The sequence below is a fragment of the Shewanella algidipiscicola genome, assembly GCF_003605125.1.
In the GTDB taxonomy this organism is placed as follows: domain Bacteria; phylum Pseudomonadota; class Gammaproteobacteria; order Enterobacterales; family Shewanellaceae; genus Shewanella; species Shewanella algidipiscicola.
On sequence record NZ_QPQT01000004.1, the window covers coordinates 249154 to 273375 of the forward strand.

The following is a 24222-nucleotide window of genomic DNA, read 5'->3' on the forward strand; positions in this document are numbered from 1 at the left end:
TTATCCGCTAAGCTTAATTACTGTAACCTGTGAATGGTATATCAAGTCTTGCGCTAAACGGCTCAATGATACTACCGCTCACATCTCGCATTACCGCTAAGGAGTTCACGATGAGAAAAGGTCAAATTTTATGCCCAACCGACTTTTCCGAAACGGCGTCTCATGCGCTGTCTTATGCTATTGAAATGGCCAACCTATATCAGGTGGGCTTTCGATTATTGCATGTTGTTGAGCAGCCTGTTGGTGATGAAAATTACCAGATCTTGGCTATCACTCCCGACGAATTAGCTAAGTCGATGGAAGATGCTGCCGCTGAAAAAATGAAATCATTATTAGCCAAGCTGGACAGTAATTTAGCGGTTGAAACCATGATCCGTCGTGGTGATGCGGTGACCGAGATCTTAGCCGAAGCCGAGGAGAGTGCTGCAGGTATGATCGTGATAGCCAGTCATGGCCGCACGGGTTTCTCCCATTTTTTACACACCAATGTCGCCGAGGCCGTAGCCAATGGGGCTAAGTGTCCGGTATTGGTGGTTAAATAAAGGTGTGAGTTGCAGAGACAGGGATGCTCCTCGCTGACACCATTATTGAGGAGGTGAGTGATGCGTACTCATCAGATTCTATGCCCAACCGACTTTTCTGATACGGCGTCTCATGCTTTGGGTTATGCTATTGAAATGGCATCACTTTACGGTGTGGATTTACGAATAGTGCACGTAGTAAGTCAGCCTTATGGTGCCCATAATTACGGTATTATGATCGGCAGTAATGAAGAGCTAGAGCAGCATTTGCATGCCTATGCCAGTGGCAAATTAGGGCAAATAGTGCGAGAAGCTCAGCTAGAGATGCCCGAGGGACTCACGGTTTACAGTAACATTAGGGCCGGTGATGTACTGGGGCAACTGCTGGCGGAAGTGGAAGAACACGACATTGGCATGTTGGTGATTGCCAGTCACGGTCATCAAGGGTTATCACATCTGCTTAACCCCAATATTGCCGAGTCATTGGTCAATAAAGCCAAATGCCCAGTGTTAGTGGTCAAATAATGGTTGCTTATAAATAGTGGTTGCTTATAAGTAGTGGTCAAATAGCCTTTCGGCAGCAAGGCGACGGGGGATGCTATGCCGACCGTTTATCGCCATGACTGCCGTGCTCGATAGTTATGCTGGGTTTAATTGCTGCGGCGTTCGCTTGGGTTTACGCCGATAACCGCGTCGTTGCCAATAGAGGTATAGCCCAGTTATCCCTAGCCATAAAGGGCTCAGGCCTAACACCGCCCACAGTATACGGGTAGTCAGGCCGCCAAAATAACCAAAGTGCAGTTTGCGAAAACTGTCGACAAACACCGCTAAGCCACTCGCTTGGCGAATATCACTCTTTGATAGTAGCTCGCCGCTGGTTTTGTCGAAACTGACTTGGCTAGCATATTCGCTCGTCAAGGGGTTATCGCTATCGACCTCACCGTAAAAAGTGATGTTACGTCCGGGCTCGTGTGGCATGGCGAGGTATCCGCCATTAAAGCTGTCAATTTCAGTACGCGCTTGTAAGCGCAGCGCTTCGAAGGAGATATCTGGGCTATGGCGTGGGCCACTGATGTAGACGTGTTCGTCGCCAGCATGCTCGATAAGCTCATGCAGTAGACCTGTAAGGTTCCAATATCCGCCAGTGATCGCCAGCACTATCAATACTGGCGAGCTGCTAATGCCAATCATTTTATGCAGATCGCTAAAGAAGATACGTTTGGCGGCGCTAAGGCGTAAGGTAAAAAATTTGGCCCAAAAGCGGCGATACAGCACTATGCCGCTGATCCCCAGAAATAGCATAACTAAGGCGATAACAAAGCCGATAACGGCGCCAGTCTCATGCAATAGGAAGGCGTAATGCAGTTCAAGCAACCAGTCGGTGATGTAATGCGTCATCGATTGTGGCGTCGATAACACCTTATCGTGATATTGGTCGACATACACCTTTGCCCACTCGTCGGTGTGGCGTTTAATCAGATAGCTGGTATCAGAGCGTTGTTTATCATCGAATATTTCCCAGCCACCTAACTCATATTCTGGATTGTTGCTCAACACTGTGTGCATTAAGTTATCTAAACTGACGCGCTGGGTGTCTGGCGTGGCATCTACCTGCATATGTGCTGGCCTCAGCCAACTATCTATCTCGACTTTGAAGACTAAAATACTGCCAGTCACCGATATAATAAGCAGAGGTAGCATCGCGATCAGCGCCGCTAGAGAGTGCCACTTAAACAGATTTTTTCTCATCGCTTAGGGTTACCATTAGTGAGTTAAACAACTAAACCGCCATGAAGTTATTCATGACGGTTTAACTTGATACTTGATGTTGTGAGCTACATTGCCCAACTTAGGGTGGCGCTGTAGTTCGCCGGTGCGCCGTAATAGCCTTGTGCCCAATAAAGACTGGTGAGGTATTTCTCATCGGTCACATTGTTGGCGTTAAGGCTCAACCCTAGGCGATCGGTAATTTGGTAACGCGCCATAAGATCAACAATCGCGTATGCGTCTTGGCGGGTAATAATGGTTTGGCCTGCATTAGCAAATCCACTGCCTACCTCGCCTTGGTTACGATGAATATCGTCTTGCCAGCGCATATTCATGCCGATAGTTAAGCCATCGATAGCACTAACATCATAAGTGGCGGCCAGTTTGAGCAATTTGCTTGGGGTGTACGCGGCGACTTGTTCATTGCCATCAATATCGAAGTCGGTATAGCCTAAGCTGACATTGAAGCCATCAAACACCTCACCTGCGACCTCAAGTTCATAGCCTTGGCTGTCGATGCCATCGGCGCCAATATAGCGTTGCAGCGGCAGCGTTGGCGGCAAGTCCGCTGTGTTGGGGTCTGCTACTGCTAGGTTGACCTGCTGAATATCGAAGTAGGCGATGCTGGTTAGAAGGCGTCCATTAAAGAACTCCCCCTTAATACCCAGCTCTTTACTTTCGCCAGTCACGGGTGCCAAGGTTTGATCATTGATGTCTAGCTCGGTCTGCGCCACAAAGGTTTCGGTATAACTGGCATAGGCGACGACTTCAGGTATCAGGCGATACACCATGCCTAAATAGGGAATAAACTGACTATCATCGGCATCTTGTACCTTGCCATAAGAGATGCCCTCAGACTGCCATTGGTTAAAGCGCCCCCCAGCGATTAAGTGAAAATCTTCAAATAGATTAAAGCGCCCGGTAAAATAGGCGGCTCGCTGCTCGGCGCTAACATCGCTGCCACTGGGCTTGTCTTTGAAGATGGGCTTGGGAGTATTACCATCCCATGTATTGAGATCGGGCATGTCAGGAAAGCCATTGCCTGTCGAGTAGTCATAGAGCGAGATATCGGTGTAGTCGGCCTTGGCATAGTTTATCCCCGCGACCAGTTGATGCTCGCGGCCAAACAGTTCGATATCGCCATTGACGTAGAGATCGAACAGGTGATGTTTCTCATCCAGATCGTACTCGCTACCGTAACCTGTAAGCCCAAGCTCGGTGTTTTTATCTGGCGTGCCATACACATAAAATAGTTCGGTATCTTCGTCTCTGGTTTTATAAGAGTAGGTCGCACGTAAACGCCAATCGTTACTGAAGTAATGACTGAGTTCGACCACAGTGTTCTGCTTTTCTACCAGCCAGTTTGACCAGTTGGCCGAGGTATTGGTCGAGCGGGCATAATCGGTTGCGCTGCCGTCGGTGTAAAATAGTGGTAAGGCCCCCCAGTTATTGCCGCTAGCATCGTTGTGAATATAGCTGTGGCTCACCGAGAGGCTAGTGTCATCGCTGAGATTGGCCTCGATAAAGGCATAAAGCACACTCTTATCACTCTGATAACGGTCTAAGTAGGAGTCCTTGGTCTGATTTACCGCCACGATACGGCCAGAAAAAGTGTCGTTGAGTCGTGCGCTGCCGTCGGCCTCGAGTCGGATATTGTTCCAACTGCCATAGCTGGCACTTAAATTGAGTTGGTTATTCGCTGTCGGGCGTTTACGAATAAAGTTGACCGTGGCAGAGGGATTACCTACACCTGTCATTAAGCCGTTGGCGCCGCGGATCACTTCGATACGATCATAAATTGCGGTGTCTTCATCGGAGTGGTTATTGCCATTGGTGAGGGGTAAACCGACACCATCGACCTGAAAGTTAGTCACATCGAAACCACGGGCGGTGTAGTAGGTGCGGTCGGTTTCGATACGTTCGACATTGATGCCGGTGGCACTATCGAGTGCGGCGTTAATGTCGTTGAGTTGAAAGTCGCGCAATTGGGCATCGGTTATCACAGAAACTGACTGTGGAATATCGCTAATGGCTAAGTCGAGGCGAGAGGCACCACTGACCGAGTGGGCATTGTAGCCCTCGATATACCGACCAGTAACCTCAATTTTCTCAATATTTTGAATGCTTGATTGTTCGGTGTTTTGCTGTGCTTGCTCATCGGCAAGAGGCGTTGCACTGAGGGTGGTTGGAATAATACAAAGAGCACAATAAACGGCGAGACTAATGGGTGTTTGTTTCATCATTGATTCATCTTAACTGTATGGAAAATTATAGGCTGGACTTATCATTGTTAGGCTATATTTGCGCCGCAGCCGCGTGATTATTGGGCTAAGGCTATCGAAAAACCGGTAAAATATAAATGATAATTATTATCGTTTACAGTTTGGGTATTTGTAAATTTACGCAAATAAAAGGATATTAGGCTTGAGTTGGCTAAGTCACAAAAGTGATAACTCTTTATGCGCTATGGGTTAACCATATGTTATTTAATGAAAATTAACATTCACAGTATGACAGGGGTCAATACTGGTATGTTCAGATAAGCCATAGGAACCAGTGTTATGGGAGCCATATGTCAGTGTGCAGATATGTGAGCTGGTGCATTGTTGGTTGACACCGCACGCGATGCGGCGTCAATCGAGGATGGTGCTTTATTCGCTGAGCATCGCTGCGGCGCTGCCACACAATGTCATGATAAACAGGAACCACTTTAATGCGTTAGGGCTGACTTTTATCGCCATTTTGACGGCGATATGAGCGCCGACCACGGTTCCGGCGGCTAAGATGACACCGGGCAGCCAGAGGATCAGATCTTCGGCGATAAACACAATTAACGAGGCTAAGGTAAAGACTAAAGAGCATAACACTTTTAAGGCGTTAGCTCTGACTAAGTCATAACGTAAGCTGCCAGCCAGTGCCGCCAATAGGACAAAGCCAACCCCTGCCTGAACAAAGCCGCCATAAATACCGGCGATCGTTAACCATACCCAGGAGCTCGGCGTTTGGCTGACTTTCTTCACTTCTGTGCCCAGTGCGGGTGAAATCATGGCCGGTTTCACTAAGATGATCAGTGCCATCGTCAACATGGTGCCTAACAGCAAGGGTTTAATGATATCCGATGGCGCGTAGGCTGCACCTGCCGCGCCAATGAATCCGCCGATAATGGTGGGCAATAAAATGGGGCCTGTATCACCGCCGTCTAATTTACCGTGCCGTTTAAATCCCACTACAGCCGTTAAGGACTGGACCACTACGCCTACGCGATTGGTGGCATTAGCGACTTCTGCAGGCATCCCCATCACCATTAAGGCCGGTAAAGTTAAATTAGATCCGCCACCGGCTAAGGTGTTAATGATCCCTGCAAGAAATCCGGTGAATAATAGCAATAGGCCGTGGGTAAGGGTGACATCCATTTTTTGTCCTTGGTCGATGTTGTTGAATGAAGTAGGGCGTTAGAACCGCGATCCCGGCTGTTGTAAAAAGGCGACCTCTTCGGGCGTCGACCGGCGGCCTAAGATGTGATTGCGATGAGGGTAGCGGCCAAATCGGTCGATGATCGCCTTATGACGCTGCTCGAACGGTAAGTTGGCCGTCACGGCCTCACGGCTAAAGAGGATCAGTGCCACCTCATGGATAGCACGCGACTCGCTGTGCATGTAAGGCATGTAGAGGAAGGACACATAGCTAACATTCAGCTGCTGATCGGCCCCCGCCGCAACAGCTTCTTGGGCTAAGGCTAGCGCCATGGGATCGGCGGCAAAGGCCTGCGGAGTATCACGATAAATGTTGCGGCTAAATTGGTCGAGGATGATGATTTCTGCCAAGCGCCCTTGTGGCGTAATGCGCCAATGATAAAGTTCGCCCTGTTTAGCCTGGATCAATAACGGCTCAAAACGCTGCTTAATCAGCGCGTCAAATTCGCTGTCGTTATCGAACCAAGCTTTGGGGTCAATCTCGTTAAACCAGAAATGGATAATATCATCTGGGCTATGCTGGGTGTTTGGCATCTAGGGCTCCTTATATCCAGTTATTATGGTCATACTTGGTTAAGCTTAGCGCCGTTTCGGCTATCAGTCTGGCGTCAGTGATACTAAGGTAAGGTATAGTTTGCTCGCCGCTGGCCATGCCTAAATGCAATGTGGCTAAGTGTTTGCGTCGCTGCCCAGACGTTTGGCTTATGCAGACATGCTGCACCTTGGTTAGCGACAGCAACTGCCAGCTGTGTCCAAGCATTCCGGTATGGATCCACAGATCATGGCCTTGCAGTCGATAACCCCATTGGCGATATCTTAGGTAGAGCGCGATCACCACAAGGGTCGCAGCGAGCCACATTAGCTGGGTGAAGCCGTTCAGCCCCTGGAGAGCGACAGCGAGTAAAGGCACTAACGGTGGCCAATAAGCTCGGCGCCAAAACCAGCCAATATCAATCCCTTGGTAATGACTGGGCAGCTCGGTGGCGCGGCTCTTGAGTCCGGTAAGCTTAAAGAATACGGACGTTATCTCGGCAGGTGTCATGCTTGGGATCAGCATATGACGTTTGGCGTGCTGTTCGATCTCAGTCCCCTTTACTTGCTTGAAGTTTGCGGTCCAACGCTTAAACAGCCGACCTAAAATAGGCTGATTAAAGCGAATTAATTGCACTCTGCTTAATGCCAATACATCGTGTTGCTTGGCCAGTAAACCGCCGGTGCGGTGCAAGGTGTTATTCCGTAGACTCAACTTATAAGGGTGGTATTTTAAGACAGCCGATGCGATAGAGATAAGTGCCAATAACAGGGACAGTAAGAGTAACACCGACAGTGCAAATAGTAGTTCACTCATCAAACTGGTGGCGATAGTGGTTTGATACCATTGCCACAACGCTTGGGCAAACACGTTATCACCTATTTTGTCCCAATTGAGTTGCCCCAATATCGAGCCAAAGATGATGGATAACCAAAAGAGGTTATTTTGATATAAACCAAAGATGAGCAGATCCTTAAGCTGTTTTTGCACCACAATGCTGCTTGCTGAAGGGGCTGTTGCCGCGCCATCGACAGGCGCCGTTTCCGTTTGCTCGCTTACCGCTTGAGTGGGCGCATGGATAAATAATCGCTGTTTAAGCTGCATGGCTTGGCGGTAGTTGACCGCCGACAGCACAGCTTCATCTTGCTTAGAACCCGCCGTTTCCACCACTAAACTAAATAGCCCCAATGGGCGGAAATAGAGCGGCTGTTCGAGGCGCACATTTTGAATTTTATTCAGTGGAATTTCGTGAGTGCGTTTAAATAACAATCCCTGTTTGATGCCCAACTTATGGTCTTGTACGCGAAAGCGATATTGGCTCCACTGCACAATGGCGAAGGTGGTGATGGCTAAGATTATCGCGCCAATGACCAATATCACCCAAGGCGAGCTAAAACCCTGTTGCCAGCCGGTGTAGATCACAGGTATCAGCGCATAACCGCTACTGAGCATCATTTTGAGCGCATGTAAGCTAAAACTGATGATAGACCATGGCGATAGGCTCGCCCATTGAGTAAAGCGACTACTCATGTTTATCGCTCGACGTTGCGGGATCACTGGGCGCGTTAGGTTGAGAGGCGAGTTCTGTCGTGTCGGTGAGATTATCGTGCGCTTCGATGTCGGATGGCGCCGAGCTGGCTTGGCGAACGAGCGCCGCTTTGGCCAACAAGTGTTGCCTAAGGGATTCAGCGACCGAACTACTCAGCCCTGGTAGGGTTATTTCGGCGCTGCCACTGCCAGCGCTAAAACACTTTAAGGTATGCTGACCAAAACGGCGCTCTAGCGGTCCCTGCGACAAGCTAACATGTTGCAAGCGGCTGTAGGGCAAGGCGATTTTTTGCTGCCAAATAACTCCTTGTTGCATAACAAACTCATGGTCAAATACCCCATAAGCTAGCGACTGGGCAACCTTATGTCGGCCGTAACTGATGAGCCCTGCAAGCAATAGTGCTGTCGTCACCATGCCTAATAGCCCTAAGCTGGGCAGATTGACCAATATGCCGATAACCGCAATGACAATAATGAGCGGCACAAACAGCAGTAGGTTTTCGAGCTTAACTTGCTGAATATAAGTGGCTTCCACCTGAGTGAGGGGCTCTTGGTCGAAGCTGAGCCACTCATGGGGGGGCTGCCGCTGTCGTGCGCCTAGGCTAAGTGTTGGGCCCTTCAGATCGTCTGCCATTGGATATCCTAAGCAAGGTTGTCGTGTTGTGGTTTATTTAGACTATATCAGCATCATGCCCAATTTAACCAGAGTGCGCCATAGCACTAATTTGTCATTATCTGTTATGGTTACAAAAGAGCTAAAATTAACCTCATCATGGAGTGCGCTGTGGGCGTAACCGACAATCAAATATCAAAACAGAAAAAGGCCTTTATTAGAAAACTCTATTTAGCCCATCTTATCGATAACGAACGTCATAACTTGTTGTCGCTGAGTAAGCTTACGGCCATGCCTCGGCGGACCTTGCAAGATGCCATCGTTTCAATGGGCGATGTGGGTATCGAGTGTGAGTTTGTGCAAGATGGTGCGCGCCATAATGCGGGTTATTACCAACTGCGTTGTTGGGGACCGATTAATCCGTTATGGATTAAGGAGCACCTCAATGGTTTGCTAGCTCAGTTGCAATCATAATGAGTTATTCACTGCAACACATTCTCGGCCTCGCTTCGTGTCTTGAACCGAGACTTCAGATTAAAGACCTAGTCCTCGATGCGCAGTTTGAAGCCGTTAACGTGTTAACAGGTAAGCGGCAAATCCGATCCAGCTGAGCAGTAGTAGCGCCCAAGGCAACTTAGCGGCGTTGTTTGAGTCGCTGGCTTGAACCTCATCGGTTTGCTCTGCAGAGGTTTTTTTCGTTTTTAGTGCCTGCTTGCGGGCTTTATCTTTCTCACGCGCCTTACTCTTTTGCTGCTTTTTATATTCAGCAATGCCTTTCTCAATCCCCAGCGCAATCAGTTTGGTTTGTTCTTTGGTTTGCCCCGGTTTTTGGGTTGCTTTAGCGACTCTTAGCGCCTCATTTTTGGTTTCATTTGAGATAGGATTCGACATCAGTCATGGTATCCATTATTAACATTAAGCGCACTATATCAGCTCTTAAGCTCGGCTGCAGCAAGGGCGCTTGGCCTGATAACTTTGAATATTAATTGTTTAAAACAGCAACGTAGTGGAATGGTCGGGCGATTGCACTATGAGCGGATCATAATGCCAGACTTGCCTCACGGTTGCTGCGGTTAAGGTGTCACGAGGCGCACCATCGCGGACAATGTGGCCTTGTTCTAATATCACGAGTCGGTCGGCATAACGCGACGCTTGGTTAAGATCATGCAATACCACTATCACTGCGTAGCCTTGTTGGTGGGCCAACGCTTTTGCGATCGATAACACTCGATGTTGCTGTGCTAAATCGAGTGCCGATGTGGGTTCATCGAGCAATAAAATGGGCGGCCTAGGGGATTGTGCCAGCTGGGTTAATACTCTAGCCAATTGCACTCGTTGCTTTTCGCCGCCAGAAAGGCTCGGGTAGCGACGCTGCTTCAGGTGTTGCAGTGCCAGATGGTTTAATTGCTGCTCGACTATGGCTTGTCCCTGCTGGTGACTTAGGCTTAAGGGGTAAAGTCCCATGGCTACCACTTCCTCAGCGGTGAAGGGGAAGGTCAGTGAGGCGTGTTGCGGCAATACCCCAAGGGACTGAGCCAATTGTTGTCGATCCCACAGTGTTAATGGTTTGCCATAAATTTGAATGTCACCACAGGTGGGTGTCACCTCGTGACATAGGCTTTTTAACAAGGTCGATTTCCCCGCGCCATTTGGCCCTAGCAGTGCGGTGACCTCGCCGGAGCGAATCGTTAAATTAATATCAGATAAAACGGTTTGCTGGTCAATCTGCACGGAAAGTTGGCGCACTTCGAGAAGATCATCTTGGTGAGCGGCCTTTGGGGGCATGAGTTGCTTGAACATGGCTATATTAACCTGCTGCGTTGTTTTAAAAGTAAAATAATAAAGAAGGGAGCGCCTAATAGGGCGGTCACTAACCCGACGGGCAACTCAGATGGTGCCACCATTGAACGAGCGCCGATGTCGGCAAGGGCAAGTAAGGCTGCCCCTAGCATGGCGCTCAAGGGCAGTAGTTGTTTATGGTCGGGACCCACCATCATGCGCACTAAATGAGGGACGACTAACCCAATAAACCCTATGATGCCAGTGGCGGCAACGGCGATGCCGACTCCGATGGCGCACAGTAGAATAAGTTTCACTTTCAGTTTATCGACATCTAACCCTAAGTGGCGCGCTTCGGCCTCGCCTAACAGTAAGGCGTTAAGGGCTTTAGTACTGCGATTAAACTGCCAGCCGAGCAGGGCTAATGTCAGTAAACTGAGCAAGACATAGTGCCACTGCGCGCCAGCTATCGAGCCCATTTGCCACAGGGTTAAATCGCGTAATGCGAGATCATCTGCCATATAAGTTAGTAAGCCTATCCCTGCACCGGCTAAGGCGGCAATCGCCACCCCTGAAAGTAGCAGTAATACGATAGAGGTGCCCGTTGGGCTACTGGCAAGGCGATATACTGTCAGGGTGGTGAGCAGTCCGCCGATAAAGGCGCACAAGGCCACGCTATATTCACCGCCTTGGGGGAGTAGCACGATACAACATGCGGCACCCAGCGCTGCCCCCGATGATACGCCGATGATGCCAGGATCGGCCAAGGGATTACGAAATAACCCCTGCATGACAGCGCCGCACTGGGCCAAGATAGCCCCCACCGAAAGCGCCAATAAGGTGCGTGGTAAGCGAACGTTGTCGATCACCAGTTGTTCGTGTGGCGCCACAATGCCCAGCTCTATGCTGGTCGCCCAATGCATCACGGCGTTAAAGCTCACCGATGGGCTGATGTGTAACGGCCCTATGCTGACTGACATCAGTGCCGTTACCACTAAGGTGGCCAGTAGGCTGGGCCAAAGCCAACGATGCTTATCCATTGTATTTCCTTGCTATTATTATCAAGCCAGTGACTGTTAGCGGCTAATGGTGATAAAACGGTCTGCCAAAGTGTCGGCGCTGGCGATGGCACTTAGGCCCAAGCCCCCTATTAGTGCTTGTGGTTCAAGTACATATAACTGCTTATGTTTTCCAGCTGGAGTATGGATGAGTAGCGGCATGCGTTGCAGAAATTCGTCGAGGTTGGTGCCTGCTTCTGAGCGGCTGGCGAGTAAGATAACATCAGGTTGCAGCGATAAAATGCCCTCTTGCGAGAGACTCTTATAGCCACTAAACCCGGCAATATTGTTGCCTCCAGCCAAGGTTATGATGATATCGGCAGCGGTATCATCGCCGCCAACACGGGCGGGGCGATCCGCTTGTAGGAGCAAAAACACCACCCTAGGAGCGACGCCGAGTGCGTTAATTTTTTGCTTTTTTTCTACTATGTTGGCTAGTGAGTGTTGGACATCGATTTGCAGCTTACTGGCCTGTTTCTGCCGGTTGAGGTGTTTTCCCATCGCGTCAATATTGGCCAGTAGCTGCTGCTGGGTGTGGGCATTGGGTAGCTGCACAACATCGACATTGGCCTTGCGTAACAGATCGAGGGTGGTTTGGGGGCCCATGGCTTCAGACCCTAGCACTAGGCTAGGTGACAGTGCCAATATCCCTTCGGCGCTCAACATACGGTGATAACCTAGCTGCGCCACGCCAGTATAGTGAGGTGGAATTTGGCTGGTGGCATCGACACCCACTAACTCATCACCGGCTTCAAGTGCCAATAAGAGTTCGGTGATGCCAGCGCCTGCGCTGATCACCCGGTTAGCGCTGGTTTGGTGTGAGGGGGCATTGGCCGACGCCAGCGGGCTGAATGTCAGCGTGGACAAGAGCGCGGCGATCGCTGCGCCGTTAATGGCAGGTATAAACTTAAACATAAAAACTCCACATTAATCGATATTGTTGGCCGAACGGGTTAATCGTTCTGCAGTATGTATTGCATTACGCCTGCCGTATTGAGCATGAGCGGTCAGGCGCTGGGCTAAAGATCAGGGTTCCATGATGATCTGGGTATTGGTGATTTGTTGTCGCTGCAAGGCGGCCAGTAACGTCATTAAAGGTTGTACCGGTGCGCTCTTATCTGCGGCAATTACCACCTTGGCAGATGGGTTGGCATTAAAGGCCGCAATAAATGCGGCTTCAAAGTCACTAAATTGGCTAAAGGTTTTGCCATCTAATGCCCAATAGGGCGCAGTGACCAGCACATTGACTGTGATGTGTTTTTCTTGAGATAACTCACTTAACTTGGCATCGGTCGCTGTCGGAACCTCAATCGGTAAACTCAATAGCTGGGTATTGGCAGTTAATAATAAAAACACCAGCACAATAAAGATGATGTCGATAAGCGGGGTTAGATCGAGTCCCAGCGCTTGCGGGTCCTCATTATGCGGTAAGGCTATCATGGGCTGCTGCTCGTTGCGGTCGAATGCGCCAGAGTTGTCCCCTGTGGTGCGCTAGTATCATTATCTAGGCTTAATGCCTTGTCGAATCCCTCTAGCCACAGATTGAGGAGATTCAAAATGTGGCTCATTTTATTGCAACGCTGCTCGGCCCACAGGGTCAACAGGTGAGCGAATGTGATGGCGGGCACTGCAATGATAAGTCCGGCAGCTGTGGTGTTCATGGCTAACCCTAGACCTGAGGCTAGTTGCGCGGGGGTGACTGGGCCTTCTGACACTCCGAGCTGATTAAACATCTCAATTAAGCCTAACACTGTCCCTAACAAGCCCAGTAGCGGAGTGATGATGCCGATGACTTGCAAAATTTTTAAGCCAGATAACAGCTGACGCTTTTGTTTTACGAGCCAGAGTGTCGCTATTTCTTCGCGCATGGCGCGGGGGTGATCGCTATGAGCCAACAGCAGCGCCGTTCCTTTCGATAGCATGCTACTGCCCCGACTTATTTGGGTCATTAACTGCTGTTTCTCTTGCGGGGTTGCACTCTTGGGTTGGCGACGTAATTGAGTCAGCCAAGTGTCGCGTTTAGGCAGTTCGAACAGCAATAGCGCCAAGCGTTCTACTACGATGAGCGAACTCAAAAAAGCACAGATAAATAATGGCCAAGTTAAGTATCCCAGTTGTTCCGACAGTTGGTGATATAGGGGGTGTGACATTCATTTTCCTCAGCGATAAACCGCTTACTCATGTGACGATAGCAGGACTAATACCTGTGTTATAAGAAACGGCTTATCGCCTCGGGTCGCTGACGACAAGCCATAGTGGGCGACGAGCTCGTGGCTTATTTCGGGCTGCATCAGTTATTAAGTGCAAAGGTCACCGGGACTCTCACCGTATAGGCCTGTGCGGTGTGTGGTATTGGCGCGGCAAATTGCCACTGCTTAACGGCACTGAGGGCGGCCTTATCTAATAGGTGGTAACCCGAGCTTTCAATCAGGGTTAACTGCAGCTGCTCACCTAACTGATTAAATTTTACCTCAATCATGGCGCTTCCCTGTTGGCCGCGTTTACGCGCTATTTTAGGGTAATTCGGTGGCTGGGGCGGTGTCGAAAATGTTGGCTGACTGAGGTTTTCGCTTACATGAGTGATTCCTTGCTTGGCTGTCATCTGCGGCTGTTGATGTGTTTGTTCGGCCTGACGAGTATCGGGTTTAGCGCTATCGTGCTCTGGCGTTGGTTGATGGTTAGGTGCGGGTGAACTGGCTGCTTGCTTGGGGGATATTTGCGCTTCGACAGCCTTAGTCCGTACTGCTTTTTTGGGCTTTTTCGCAGGTGCCAAGGGGGAACGCGTGCGCGCAGCAGGCTTAGTGGCCGGTGGCGTCATTTGCTGTTTAGATGCGCTGTTTGTTATCTGGGGCGAGCTGGCTTGTGCACGGCTCGCCTGCATCGCAAGCGAAAGGTTGATCGATTGAGTGGTTCCCATCGCACTTCCTGCATTGAGTTGGCTAGGGGGGGGACGGTTTTGTGAGGCCAGCACGCCTCCTTGGATTAACAAGGTTAAACAACCGAAAGCAAAATAGCGTCTAGGTGTCATGGCTAAAACTCTTACTCAAATTAGAGGCATAAGGCACGAGTGCATTTATTTAATGCAACCAATCACTCTGCAAAAAAACTTGTAATTTAGATTGTTTACAGTTGCTTAGCCGTAAAGTGTTTTGATGTTACGGCATAAGATAACGTGACGCACATGAGAATGCAAATGATAATGATTCTCATTTGATTTATTTTTCTGTCTCGGGTAGAGTGCCTAAAATCACCAAGCAGAGGAACTAACTCATGCCTTGGTTAAACCGTACGCCTTGGAAGAAAAGCGTTTCATACTTACCTAAAGGATTGAATAATGACGAAGAAGCCAGTCGTCATCGCCATAGCTATGGTGATGGGATCGAGTGCTCATGCTCAGCAAGTAACCGAATTTGACGAAGTTGTGGTTACCGCGACCCGAGTCAACGAGAAAGTGTCACAAACTAGCCGAAGCGTTGCCGTGGTTGATGAGCAAAAACTACAAGAGTCGCAACCTGCTTCTGTCGCTCAAGCGTTAAAAAATCAAGCCAACATCAGTGTCACCAATGGACCGCGCGCGTCCTCGCAAGGGGTCGAAATACGTGGACTAAGCGGTCCGCGAGTCCTGCAAACTATTGATGGTGCGAGACAAAACACCAGCTCTGGGCATCGTGGAACCTATTTTATGGATCCCGAGTTACTCCATTCTGCCGAAGTACTTCGTGGCCCTTCGAGTAGCTTGTGGGGCAGCGGTGCCATCGGTGGTGTAGTGGCACAAAATACTAAATCTGCGGCTGACTTCTTAGCAACAGGTGACACCTTCGGGGGTTATGTTAAGCAGGGTTATGAAACTAATGGTGATAGAACTAAGACCAGTGGAGCGCTTTATGGCATAGGTGAGTTAGCGGAGCTAGGCCGTGTCGATTGGTTATTCAATGGCAGCGTTTTTGATAGTAACAATATTAAGATTGGTAACGATCAAATCTTAGCCAATAGCGCATCCGATGGTGGTAGTGGTTTAGCAAAATTGGGCTGGGAGCCAAGCGATGGTCAACGTATACAGGTATCGGCTCGACAGTCGAAAATCGATGAGCGGGTTCCGAGTAATCCGGCTGTTGCCGTAGGGAACTCTGTTCCCTTAGTTAAGCGTAAAACCCAAGACAGTAATGTCACATTAGATTACAGCTTAAATCCAACGGATAACCCTTTACTCGACCTAAATGCCACCCTTTATTGGAATGACACAGATTACGATGAAGATAGGGTGACTAAGCAGCAGATCGACAGTACCGAATATCAAACGCTGGGTTTTAGTATCAATAATAGTTCCCAGCTTGGCAATACCACCTTGCTTTATGGTGTTGATGGCTATAAAGATTCAATTAAAACTGTGCGTGATGACAACGGGCAACAGGGGCAGCGTCCCGAAAATATCGATGGTGAAACCAGCGTATGGGGCGCCTTTACCCGCGTCGATGTTGCTATCAATGAACGCTGGGCTGTCGATGCCGCAGTGCGTTATGACAGCTTTAACAATCAGAGTAATAACCTCAATACCTCAGCCGATAATAGCGCGTTTTCGCCCTCTTTAGGCGTGGTATGGAATACCACTGATTGGTTAACCCTCAGCATGCGCTACGACCACGCATTTCGTGCACCAAGTGTTGAGGAGATGTTTTCAACGGGAAGCCACTATTGTATCCCGCCTTTAGGTAACTTCTTACCCAATGGCTTATGTAACACCTTCGAAATTAACCCCGATCTAAAAGCTGAGGAAGCGAAGAATAAAGAGATCAAGGCCGATCTTCGTTTTGCGCAGCTAGCAGGGGATGATGAGCTAGCCATCACCTTCAACGTGTTTAGAAACGATGTCGATGACTTTATCGAGCAAAGCGTTTCTAACCCTCTGATGGGGATCCCTGGTTTCGAGCAAACCACGTCGTGGAATAATGTCGATGCCGCTAAACTCACGGGTTTTGAACTGTCGACACGCTATCGTTATAAGCAGGCTCGAGTCAGCATAAACTATGGGCAGACAGAAGGTAAGGATAAAGATAATGGCGACTATTTAGCGAACATTCCTGCTAAGAAGCTCGCTATCGATCTGTCGCAAGCCATTATGCAAGGCGATATAAAACTAGGTACTCGCTTTACTTATGTTGCCGATCAAGATCAGCTTCCAGCCAACAATAACAATCAATATGACGCATATAAGTTATGGGATGTATACCTTGCATGGGAGCCAACTCGTGCCAACTTAGAGGGGCTAAGAGTGGATTTTGCCATTGAGAATATTGGCGATGAAGAATATCGCCAAGCCTGGCAAACCCTGTATGACCAAGGGCGCAATGTTAAGTTGTCGGCACGTTATAACTTCTAAGGTTCACGATAAAGAGTGAGCGTTAATCTCATGCTTTATCCTCGAGTTGACTCAATGAGGCGCTTCGCTATTGAGTCAACTCGAGAGTTTTTATGATTTATGGGGGAGAGCAGAGCATGTCAGCGATTATCGATATGAGCACTAACAACACCAGCACACCAAGCGACAGGGATATCAAAACCACCGCGCTTATTCGCACCTATTTACAAAACAACCCTAGCGCCATGCCGAGTCAGGTGGCAGCCGATCTCAATGTCAGCGAGTTTGATGTGGTCTCCACGTTACCATCAGAGCAGGTGACGTTATTGGCATTATCACAACAAGATGCGTTGCTTGCTTCACTGCCCGACTGGGGGCCAATGACCACCATCATAGCGGTATCGGGCAGTATTTTTGAGTTTAAAGGCCACTTCCCACGTGGCAAATATGCCCACGGTTACTATAACCTCATCACTAAAGGTGAGGGATTGCATGGTCATTTAAAACTAAATAATATCAGTGCAATAGCTCTGGTGAGTAAACCGTTTAGAGGCAGTGAGAGTCACTCCATCAATTTTTTTGGGGCTCAAGGTGAAGTGATTTTTAAAGTGTACTTGGGGCGGGATAAGCAGCGAGTGTTGAACGCATCACAGCTTGAGCGTTTTACAGCCTTAAAAAGTTCGCGAATGGCGGCTGAGCTGTAGTGAACCATTTAGTGAGTAACGAGTAGAGAGATACCCGATGACAATCGATAAAGAACAAAGGCTGCGTGACAAACTATTACCCGAAATCGAAGCCTTCAAAGCCGAGCGTTCAACATTGCAATTAGCCACGCAAGATCAACACGGAGTGCCCAACGCCAGTTATGCTCCATTTGCGTTAGCCGACGATGGTTTTTATATTTTGGTCAGTGAGCTAGCGCGCCACGGTACTAACCTTAAAGCCTCTAAGTTATTATCTGTGATGTTACTTGAGGATGAAGCCGAAGCCAAAAGTGTCTTTGCCCGTAAACGGCTAACCTTCGATGCCACGGCAGAATCTGTGGCGAGGGGTAGCGACAGCTTTAGCAAAGGGGTCGCTGCTCTGTCTGCCCGTTTCGGTGAGATGATTGACAATTTGGCTGAGCTTAACGATTTTAATCTGTATAAATTAACGCCACACCAAGGACTATACGTGAAAGGGTTCGGTCAGGCGTTTAGCCTCTCGGGAGCTGAACTATTGGATGTTGACTGGAAACGCGATGGCCATCACGGTCAACCTAATGCGGGAGTCGCACTAACGGAAGTGGTCGGTTAGGTTTTTCTCAATCGCCAATTAGCTAAGCCTTTGCAAGGCGGTTAGTGACGCAGCATGGCCCGCTCTCGAGCGGGTTTTGTTGTGTTCATGCTACTATCTTTATCGTATTGATTACTGGGTTATTCTCTGCTGAGTAATACGCTGCAATGGCAGGATAACGTATAATTAATATAAATGGTTATCTCAACTTTTTGCCTGCAGTTAAGCCACTCTTGTTCATCAATAAACCGAGCCAAGGTTAAGTTGAGGGGGAATGACATTTAACCATCATAGATTAAGGACATTACTTTGAGTCAAGATGTGCGCTTAGCGTCTAAGGAAGCGAGTCAAATGCCTGTAGATGAATCGAGAGAAAATCGTATTCCCCCGGTGGACTCATCAGGTCGCTCTTCGGCCCATCGCCGGGCGGTATTGCCCTGGATTGGTGCCTTTTTAAAACCTTATCGCGCTCGAGTCATCGCCGCTATCGTATTTTTGTTTATTGGCTCCTTGGCCTGGCTGTCATTAGGACAAGGCGTTCGCCTGATGGTGGATGAAGGGTTTTTGCAAGATAACAGCGAGCGACTCAACGAGATCATCCTCTTGGTGATTGGCATTACCGCGCTCAGTAGCTCGGCGATTTTTTGTCGTTTTTACCTAATGACTTGGCTCGGCGAGCGAGTCAGCGCCGATATTCGCCTTAAGGTGTACGATCATCTGCTTAAGCTGTCGCCGGGCTTTTACGCCAAACTCAGAACCGGTGAAGTGATCTCGCGTTTTACCGCCGACTCGACCCTGTTGCAATCTGTGGTGGGTTCGAGCCTCTCTATGGCCCTTAGGGCCAGTGTTACCGTGATTGGCGGCATAGTGATGATGACGATCACTAGCCTGAAGATGACCGCTTTAGTGCTGCTTGCCGTGCCTATGGTGCTAGGACCTATCTTTTTCTTTGGTCGTAAGGTGCGCGATTTATCACGCAAGAGCCAAGACAGAGTCGGCGATCTTGGTGCCTATGTGGATGAAACTCTTCACGAAATCCATACGGTGCAAGCCTATTGTCATGAGAACAGAGATCGCGAGCTATTTAATGAGCGTGTCGAAGCGGTCATGGATGCTGCCAAGGGGCGGATAAAATATCGCTCGATATTAATTTCGCTGGTGATGTTTTTAAGTATTTTAGCCATCGCGCTGGTCACTTGGGTCGGCGCCCATGATGTGATGCAGGGGGTTATCACCGCCGGTGAACTGTCGGCCTTTATGTTTTATGCGGTGATGGTGGCAGGCTCGGTGGCAACCATTAGTGAGGTGATTGGTGAGATCCAGCGCGCCGCTGGCGCCACCGAGCGCCTTATCGAGTTGGCAGAAACCCCCATCGATATTCCGCTACCTCAGCATCCACAAATGCTGCCGACTAAGGTGCGCGGCGACCTGCAACTCAACCAGGTCTGTTTTGCGTATCCGAACACCGATAATAGTAGCGAAAATGGTAGCGATGCCCAGTGCGATGACCCGCAAGATAATCAATGGGTTATCCGTAACCTTAGCCTGCAGATCCACAGCGGTGAACGGGTGGCGCTGGTGGGCGAAAGTGGTGCCGGCAAGAGTACTTTATTTGAATTATTACAGCGCTTTTATCCCCTTAACAGCGGCAGTATCCTATTAGACGGTATCGATATCGCTAACCTGATGCCGCAAGCCCTTAGGCAGCAGTTTGCGCTGGTGCCGCAAGAGTCGGTGATCTTTGCCACCAGCGTGCTAGAAAATGTGCGCTATGGCCGGCCCGATGCTAGCGAGCAGCAAGTGATTGATGCCTGCATTGCCGCCCATGCCAATGAGTTTATTGTCGATTTCCCTATGGGATATCACACCTATTTAGGTGAGCGCGGGGTGCGACTCTCTGGCGGACAAAAGCAGCGCATCGCCATTGCGCGTGCCATATTAGCCGAGCGGCCCATTTTGCTGCTCGATGAGGCCACCAGTGCGCTGGATGCCGTTAGCGAACATAAGGTTAAGCTGGCATTAGATACCTTAATGCAGGGGCGCACCACATTGATCATTGCCCATCGATTAGCCACAGTGCTTAATGCCGATCGCATCTTAGTGATGCAAAAAGGGGAGTTAGTAGCCAGTGGCACCCATTCACAATTGATGCAAAGCTGCGAGCTGTATCGAGAATTTGCCAGTTTGCAGTTATTAACAGATGAACCTTAATCGTAAAGTCAGCGTATTAGGCACATAGTAGAGCAAGAATGGAATATGAGTGTGATAACCCATGACGGAGCTAAGTCGATGCGATTTTATCTATTATTAAGTACGTTAATCAGTGTGCTGTTTCTATCTGCTTGCACCAGTGTGCCCAGTGGTATTAAGCCTGTTGAGCAGTTTGAACTGCCACGTTATTTAGGAACCTGGTATGAGGTCGCCAGATTAGATCACAGCTTTGAGCGCGGCTTAACGCAAGTCACTGCCACCTACAGTATGCAAGCCGATGGTGGAGTTCGAGTGATTAATCGTGGTTTTTCAGTGGCGGAGCAAAGCTGGGATGACGCCGAAGGTAAAGCCTATTTTGTCGAAAGCCCCGATATTGGCCACCTTAAGGTCTCCTTTTTTGGCCCCTTCTACGGCGCTTATGTGGTTTATGAACTGGATAAAACCGATTATCAATATGCCTTTATCACCAGCTATAAGCGCGACTATTTATGGTTTTTATCGCGTACACCCAAGGTGAGCGATGCGTTAAAACAGCAGTTTGTGACGCAGGCCAAGCAGCTGGGATTTGCGGTCGATGAGATTATTTGGGTGCAGCAATAATGGCATGACAATATTTGTGCTTCACTGCCAAATGCATACAAGCAAGCTGGGGAGGCCATGAGCCCCCCTTTTTATGAATCGCAGCCCTTGGTTATTTACGCAGCTCGCGGCGCAATATTTTCCCTACGGTGGACTTTGGCAGCGCGCTCATAAACTCAACGATTTTAGGCACTTTATAAGCCGTCAGTTGTTCGCGGCAATGGGCAAGGATACTCGCTTGGGTCGCCGTGATATCATCGCTTGGGGTACTTAGCACAATTGCTGCCTTTACCGCCTCACCACTGCGCGCATCCTCTACGCCAATCACGGCGCATTCGAGTACGGCTTCATGGGCGCTCAGCACCTCTTCAACCTCATTGGGGTAAACGTTAAAGCCTGAGACGATGATCATATCTTTTTTACGGTCGACAATTTTATGCATTCCTAAGTCAATCGCAAGGGCAATATCCCCCGTCTTAAAGAAGCCGTCACTTGTCATCACCTTGGCGGTTTCCGCTGGCATCTGCCAATAGCCGCTCATCACTTGTGGGCCTTTTACCGCCAGCTCCCCAGTGGCACCCAAGGGCACCTCGTTATCATTGAGGTCGAGGATCTTCACTTGGGTGTCGATAACCGGCTTACCTATGCTGCCTAGTTGCTCCAATCCTGGTGCGTTAAGTGAGACAACCGGTGAGGTTTCTGACAGGCCATAGCCTTCTGATATGGTGCAGCCCGTGGTGGATTGCCAAGCCGCGGCGGCGGCTTGGGTGAGCGCCGTGCCGCCGGAGATAGTGACTTTTAGGTGGCTAAAATCGAGGGCTTTAAACTCAGGCTGGTGGCAAAGGCCGACAAATAAGGTGTTGATCCCGGCAAATCCAGTAAAAGAATGTTCACTCAAGGTTTTGATTAACGATGAAATATCTCTAGGGTTTGGGATAAGCACCGAGCAACCACCGCGCTCAAAATAGACCACCAGATTCACCATAAAGGCGTAGATATGATAGATAGGCAGCGGTGCGACAAATATCTCTTCGCCTGCAATGAGTTTACTGCCAAGGCGAGATTTAACCTGCATCGCATTGGCGATAAGGTTGCCGTGGCTCAACATGGCGCCTTTAGAAAGCCCAGTCGTGCCGCCAGTGTATTGCAGCGCGGCTAGGTCGCTTAATGTGGTCTTCACTGGGGTGAAACTAAGCTGACTGCCTTGGGCCAACACATCATTAAAGGAGGTGGTGGCAAAGGGGGCGGCAGGTTGTGGCTGCTCGGCAATTAAATCTAATGCGTGGGTTGCGATAACCGTTTCAATGGCGGTGTTAGCGATGACGTTGGACAGTGTAGGTAGTAGGTCGCTCAGCACGACTAAGGCCTTAGCACCCGAATCATTATACTGATGAATGAGTTCACGCTCTGTGTATAGCGGATTGGTATTGACTAACACTAAACCTGCACGCAATGCCCCATAGGCAGCAATAACAAATTGGGTAATGTTAGGCAGCTGAATAGCGACACGATCGCCAACATTGAGCGAGGTATGGTGTTGCAGGTAGGCGGCAAAGTAGCGTGAGTCACGTTCGATATCGGCAAAGCTACTCGACTTACCTAAACAGACGTAGGCGGTGTTATCGCTATAGCGCTGGGCCGATTTTTCAATCAGATCACTTAACGATTGGTACTGGGTAAGGTTGACGTGGGTATCAACATCATATGCCATAGCGAGCCTCTAATTGTTATTAGTTTGCTAAAAATTAAACAGGTGTTTAGATTGTGCTAAAAGCGCGCTAAGGTCAACCGGAAATAGCCGATGAACTTTGAGACTTAAACTTTTTAAGTTGATGTATATATAGTGTTTTACGATTAAGTGGGGATGTAATGCTGGTCAGACCTTTATCGCGACTGTTGCAGGCAGACGCGATAAAGTCTGGGGGAGTGATTACGCTGAAGTCAGGGTAAAAAACTGGCTTTGTTGAGTCACACTGTCGAGCGGATCGGCCAGATTCATCACTTTAAAGGTAATGGGCTGCTGACGTAATGCGCCATCGATTGGGGCATCTTTGCTGCGTTGTTGATACACAGTCAACGGGTAACTGAGCTGTTCTCCGGGTTGAACGGTAATTTCTACCTCGACCTCTTTATTGATAAAGTGACCTTGTTTGCTTTCTAGATAAATTAAGTATTGTTGTGAGTGCTGAGTTTTATTACGTATCTTGAGTGTATAGCTATTTTCGATACGGTTATCGGGGGCGATGCGATACAGATTTTGTCTGTCTCTTATCACATTGAGTTGGATCGCGTCGCGCTGGTACAGATCAAAGGCAAATACGCTCAACATAATCGCCACCGCCGTACCATAACCAATAAACCGCCAAGAGTTGAGACGCTGTACGGGCAAGCCTTTTAGCTCATTTTCACTGCTATAGCTTATCAAGTTACGCTCATAGCCGAACTTATCCATGGTTTGATTGCAGGCGTCAACACAGGCACCGCAGTTAATGCATTCATACTGTAAGCCATTACGAATATCGATTCCCGTTGGGCACACATCGACGCATAAATTGCAATCGACACAATCGCCAAGTTGGGTGGTTTGTTTGCGTTTTCTGGGGCCGCGAGACTCACCACGTTGGGCATTATAGGTCACAGTCAAGGTATTACTGTCGAACATGGCCGATTGAAAGCGTGAGTAGGGGCAACAATGTAAGCACATCAATTCGCGCATAAAACCGGCGTTGATATAGGTACACAGGGCAAAAAACCATACCCAGGCCGTTACCCAAAAACTGCCATTGAGAGTAAAAATTTGTGGATATAAGCTGCTTGCGGGCACGAAATAGGCGATAAATCCACAGCCAGTAAGCAGTGCCATTAAGCCCCATATTAGGTGTTTGCTAACCCGCTTGGTGAGCTTATTGAGACTCCAGGGGGCTTTATCTAAGGCGTAACGTTTATTGCTGTTGCCCTCTATCTGCTTTTCCACCCAGACAAACATAAAGCTCCAACTGGTTTGCGGGCACAAATAGCCACACCATACCCGCCCCCAAAATACGGTAATAAAAAACAGTAAAAATGCGGCAATAATAAATACCCACGCCATTAGGGTAAAATCTTGTGGCCATAGTGTCGTGCCAAAAAAATTAAACTGCTGGTTTTCTACATCAAATAAAATAGCTTGCTGGCCTTGGTAACGAATGAAAGGCACTAAGAAGAAACATAAGATCAGCAGGCTGTTAAGGCCGGTTCGCAGTCGTTGAAAGTCACCTTTTTGCTCTTTGATATGGATCTTGCCCTTTTCGCTGGGGATAAAGGTCACCGCTATCGGTTCGCCATTTGATGCAGTGGCCGAATTGGCCGGGGTTGAGGTGGACCGTGAGTTCACACTTTGTGTCATGATTAAGGTTCCGCGCTATACATATTGGAAAAAGTATCGCGGTATTTGCAAGTTCAGCACCAATTTACACATTATTTAACATATTGATAGTAAATTGTTTTTTTTAATTTGAATTGACTCACGTT

23 protein-coding genes are annotated in these 24222 nt (G+C 48.9%); 8 read left to right on the top strand and 15 right to left on the bottom strand.

All coding sequences use genetic code 11. The annotated features are described in order from the left end of the window. The first annotated feature begins 110 nt into the window (after positions 1–110). Both DVO77_RS06225 and DVO77_RS06230 read left to right on the top strand, forming a co-directional pair. The gene (locus DVO77_RS06225; protein WP_119977720.1) at positions 111–542 is read left to right on the top strand and encodes a universal stress protein; all 432 of its coding nucleotides are present in this window, start codon (positions 111–113) and stop codon (positions 540–542) included. 60 nt (positions 543–602) lie between these two features. After that, positions 603–1046, top strand: coding sequence for a universal stress protein (locus DVO77_RS06230; protein ID WP_119977721.1), 444 nt, complete (start codon positions 603–605; stop codon positions 1044–1046). A 114-nt stretch (positions 1047–1160) separates the two neighbouring features. Here the strand turns inward: DVO77_RS06230 and DVO77_RS06235 are convergent, their stop codons facing one another. The 6 genes from DVO77_RS06235 to DVO77_RS06260 form a co-directional block, all read right to left on the bottom strand. Continuing rightward, complete coding sequence (locus DVO77_RS06235) at positions 1161–2270, bottom strand: PepSY-associated TM helix domain-containing protein (protein ID WP_110457377.1); 1110 nt, start codon at positions 2268–2270, stop codon at positions 1161–1163. A gap of 86 nt (positions 2271–2356) precedes the next feature. After that, on the bottom strand, positions 2357–4531 hold the full coding sequence (locus DVO77_RS06240) for a TonB-dependent siderophore receptor (protein WP_428842887.1): 2175 nt from the start codon (positions 4529–4531) through the stop codon (positions 2357–2359). Positions 4532–4939: 408 nt separating this feature from the next. Beyond that, entirely contained in the window at positions 4940–5701 is a 762-nt protein-coding gene (locus DVO77_RS06245; protein ID WP_119977722.1) for a sulfite exporter TauE/SafE family protein, read from the bottom strand. Between the two features lie 39 nt (positions 5702–5740). Further along, entirely contained in the window at positions 5741–6295 is a 555-nt protein-coding gene (locus DVO77_RS06250) for a DUF924 family protein (RefSeq protein WP_119977723.1), read from the bottom strand. Positions 6296–6305: 10 nt separating this feature from the next. Further along, positions 6306–7823, bottom strand: a complete 1518-nt coding sequence (locus DVO77_RS06255; protein WP_119977724.1) for a PH domain-containing protein — start codon at positions 7821–7823, stop codon at positions 6306–6308. Further along, on the bottom strand, positions 7816–8475 hold the full coding sequence (locus tag DVO77_RS06260) for a PH domain-containing protein (RefSeq protein WP_119977725.1): 660 nt from the start codon (positions 8473–8475) through the stop codon (positions 7816–7818). The genes DVO77_RS06255 and DVO77_RS06260 overlap by 8 nt, the downstream gene beginning before the upstream one ends. A 150-nt stretch (positions 8476–8625) precedes the next feature. On the opposite strand from DVO77_RS06260, the gene DVO77_RS06265 reads away from it, so the two are divergent. After that, on the top strand, positions 8626–8928 hold the full coding sequence (locus tag DVO77_RS06265; protein ID WP_373317391.1) for a winged helix-turn-helix domain-containing protein: 303 nt from the start codon (positions 8626–8628) through the stop codon (positions 8926–8928). Positions 8929–9024: 96 nt separating this feature from the next. Here the strand turns inward: DVO77_RS06265 and DVO77_RS06270 are convergent, their stop codons facing one another. The 7 genes from DVO77_RS06270 to DVO77_RS06300 all read right to left on the bottom strand — a co-directional run bounded on the left by DVO77_RS06270 (position 9025) and on the right by DVO77_RS06300 (position 14319). After that, positions 9025–9345: a DUF2956 domain-containing protein gene (locus tag DVO77_RS06270; protein WP_119977727.1), complete on the bottom strand. Its 321-nt coding sequence runs from the start codon at positions 9343–9345 to the stop codon at positions 9025–9027. 99 nt (positions 9346–9444) lie between these two features. After that, a complete protein-coding gene (locus DVO77_RS06275) occupies positions 9445–10254 on the bottom strand; it encodes a heme ABC transporter ATP-binding protein (protein WP_211328776.1) in 810 nt (269 codons plus the stop codon). A 2-nt stretch (positions 10255–10256) separates the two neighbouring features. Beyond that, positions 10257–11273: a FecCD family ABC transporter permease gene (locus DVO77_RS06280; protein WP_119977728.1), complete on the bottom strand. Its 1017-nt coding sequence runs from the start codon at positions 11271–11273 to the stop codon at positions 10257–10259. A 36-nt stretch (positions 11274–11309) separates the two neighbouring features. Further along, positions 11310–12206, bottom strand: a complete 897-nt coding sequence (locus DVO77_RS06285) for a heme/hemin ABC transporter substrate-binding protein (RefSeq protein WP_119977729.1) — start codon at positions 12204–12206, stop codon at positions 11310–11312. 111 nt (positions 12207–12317) lie between these two features. Then, a complete protein-coding gene (locus DVO77_RS06290) occupies positions 12318–12731 on the bottom strand; it encodes an ExbD/TolR family protein (RefSeq protein WP_110457386.1) in 414 nt (137 codons plus the stop codon). Further along, positions 12728–13441 (bottom strand): MotA/TolQ/ExbB proton channel family protein, encoded by a 714-nt coding sequence (locus DVO77_RS06295; RefSeq protein ID WP_119977730.1) that lies wholly within the window; start codon positions 13439–13441, stop codon positions 12728–12730. Before DVO77_RS06295 ends, DVO77_RS06290 begins: the two co-directional genes overlap by 4 nt. Positions 13442–13581: 140 nt before the next feature. Then, positions 13582–14319 carry an energy transducer TonB gene (locus tag DVO77_RS06300; protein ID WP_110457388.1) on the bottom strand — a complete coding sequence of 246 codons (738 nt, stop codon included), beginning with the start codon at positions 14317–14319 and terminating at the stop codon, positions 13582–13584. Positions 14320–14658: 339 nt separating this feature from the next. Between DVO77_RS06300 and DVO77_RS06305 the strand changes: the two genes are divergently transcribed. From DVO77_RS06305 to DVO77_RS06325, 5 genes are all read left to right on the top strand, one after another. Then, positions 14659–16668, top strand: a complete 2010-nt coding sequence (locus tag DVO77_RS06305) for a TonB-dependent hemoglobin/transferrin/lactoferrin family receptor (protein ID WP_373317392.1) — start codon at positions 14659–14661, stop codon at positions 16666–16668. A 116-nt stretch (positions 16669–16784) separates the two neighbouring features. Beyond that, positions 16785–17351, top strand: a complete 567-nt coding sequence (gene hutX, locus DVO77_RS06310; protein ID WP_119977756.1) for a heme utilization cystosolic carrier protein HutX — start codon at positions 16785–16787, stop codon at positions 17349–17351. A 37-nt stretch (positions 17352–17388) separates the two neighbouring features. Then, complete coding sequence (hutZ, locus tag DVO77_RS06315) at positions 17389–17943, top strand: heme utilization protein HutZ (RefSeq protein ID WP_110457390.1); 555 nt, start codon at positions 17389–17391, stop codon at positions 17941–17943. A gap of 330 nt (positions 17944–18273) precedes the next feature. After that, positions 18274–20133 (top strand): ABC transporter transmembrane domain-containing protein, encoded by a 1860-nt coding sequence (locus tag DVO77_RS06320; protein WP_119977757.1) that lies wholly within the window; start codon positions 18274–18276, stop codon positions 20131–20133. Between the two features lie 78 nt (positions 20134–20211). Further along, entirely contained in the window at positions 20212–20733 is a 522-nt protein-coding gene (locus tag DVO77_RS06325; RefSeq protein WP_119977732.1) for a lipocalin family protein, read from the top strand. A gap of 91 nt (positions 20734–20824) precedes the next feature. On the opposite strand, the gene DVO77_RS06330 is transcribed toward DVO77_RS06325, so the two are convergent. Then, entirely contained in the window at positions 20825–22423 is a 1599-nt protein-coding gene (locus tag DVO77_RS06330; protein WP_119977733.1) for an AMP-binding protein, read from the bottom strand. Between the two features lie 219 nt (positions 22424–22642). Continuing rightward, complete coding sequence (gene ccoG / locus DVO77_RS06335; protein ID WP_119977734.1) at positions 22643–24097, bottom strand: cytochrome c oxidase accessory protein CcoG; 1455 nt, start codon at positions 24095–24097, stop codon at positions 22643–22645. Between the last annotated feature and the right edge of the window lie 125 nt (positions 24098–24222).

What these genes read in the sequence shown, in the direction of transcription:
- hutX (WP_119977756.1), top strand. Translation starts at nt 16,785, where the DNA reads ATGTCAGCGATTATCGATATGAGCACTAACAACACCAGCACACCAAGC.
- DVO77_RS06230 (WP_119977721.1), top strand. Translation starts at nt 603, where the DNA reads ATGCGTACTCATCAGATTCTATGCCCAACCGACTTTTCTGATACGGCG.
- DVO77_RS06295 (WP_119977730.1), bottom strand. Translation starts at nt 13,441, where the DNA reads ATGTCACACCCCCTATATCACCAACTGTCGGAACAACTGGGATACTTA.
- DVO77_RS06320 (WP_119977757.1), top strand. Translation starts at nt 18,274, where the DNA reads ATGCCTGTAGATGAATCGAGAGAAAATCGTATTCCCCCGGTGGACTCA.
- DVO77_RS06300 (WP_110457388.1), bottom strand. Translation starts at nt 14,319, where the DNA reads ATGACACCTAGACGCTATTTTGCTTTCGGTTGTTTAACCTTGTTAATC.
- DVO77_RS06285 (WP_119977729.1), bottom strand. Translation starts at nt 12,206, where the DNA reads ATGTTTAAGTTTATACCTGCCATTAACGGCGCAGCGATCGCCGCGCTC.
- DVO77_RS06290 (WP_110457386.1), bottom strand. Translation starts at nt 12,731, where the DNA reads ATGATAGCCTTACCGCATAATGAGGACCCGCAAGCGCTGGGACTCGAT.
- DVO77_RS06245 (WP_119977722.1), bottom strand. Translation starts at nt 5,701, where the DNA reads ATGGATGTCACCCTTACCCACGGCCTATTGCTATTATTCACCGGATTT.
- DVO77_RS06260 (WP_119977725.1), bottom strand. Translation starts at nt 8,475, where the DNA reads ATGGCAGACGATCTGAAGGGCCCAACACTTAGCCTAGGCGCACGACAG.
- DVO77_RS06280 (WP_119977728.1), bottom strand. Translation starts at nt 11,273, where the DNA reads ATGGATAAGCATCGTTGGCTTTGGCCCAGCCTACTGGCCACCTTAGTG.
- DVO77_RS06235 (WP_110457377.1), bottom strand. Translation starts at nt 2,270, where the DNA reads ATGAGAAAAAATCTGTTTAAGTGGCACTCTCTAGCGGCGCTGATCGCG.
- DVO77_RS06225 (WP_119977720.1), top strand. Translation starts at nt 111, where the DNA reads ATGAGAAAAGGTCAAATTTTATGCCCAACCGACTTTTCCGAAACGGCG.
- DVO77_RS06240 (WP_428842887.1), bottom strand. Translation starts at nt 4,531, where the DNA reads ATGATGAAACAAACACCCATTAGTCTCGCCGTTTATTGTGCTCTTTGT.
- DVO77_RS06255 (WP_119977724.1), bottom strand. Translation starts at nt 7,823, where the DNA reads ATGAGTAGTCGCTTTACTCAATGGGCGAGCCTATCGCCATGGTCTATC.
- DVO77_RS06330 (WP_119977733.1), bottom strand. Translation starts at nt 22,423, where the DNA reads ATGGCATATGATGTTGATACCCACGTCAACCTTACCCAGTACCAATCG.
- hutZ (WP_110457390.1), top strand. Translation starts at nt 17,389, where the DNA reads ATGACAATCGATAAAGAACAAAGGCTGCGTGACAAACTATTACCCGAA.
- DVO77_RS06305 (WP_373317392.1), top strand. Translation starts at nt 14,659, where the DNA reads ATGGTGATGGGATCGAGTGCTCATGCTCAGCAAGTAACCGAATTTGAC.
- DVO77_RS06270 (WP_119977727.1), bottom strand. Translation starts at nt 9,345, where the DNA reads ATGTCGAATCCTATCTCAAATGAAACCAAAAATGAGGCGCTAAGAGTC.
- DVO77_RS06325 (WP_119977732.1), top strand. Translation starts at nt 20,212, where the DNA reads ATGCGATTTTATCTATTATTAAGTACGTTAATCAGTGTGCTGTTTCTA.
- DVO77_RS06250 (WP_119977723.1), bottom strand. Translation starts at nt 6,295, where the DNA reads ATGCCAAACACCCAGCATAGCCCAGATGATATTATCCATTTCTGGTTT.
- ccoG (WP_119977734.1), bottom strand. Translation starts at nt 24,097, where the DNA reads ATGACACAAAGTGTGAACTCACGGTCCACCTCAACCCCGGCCAATTCG.
- DVO77_RS06275 (WP_211328776.1), bottom strand. Translation starts at nt 10,254, where the DNA reads ATGTTCAAGCAACTCATGCCCCCAAAGGCCGCTCACCAAGATGATCTT.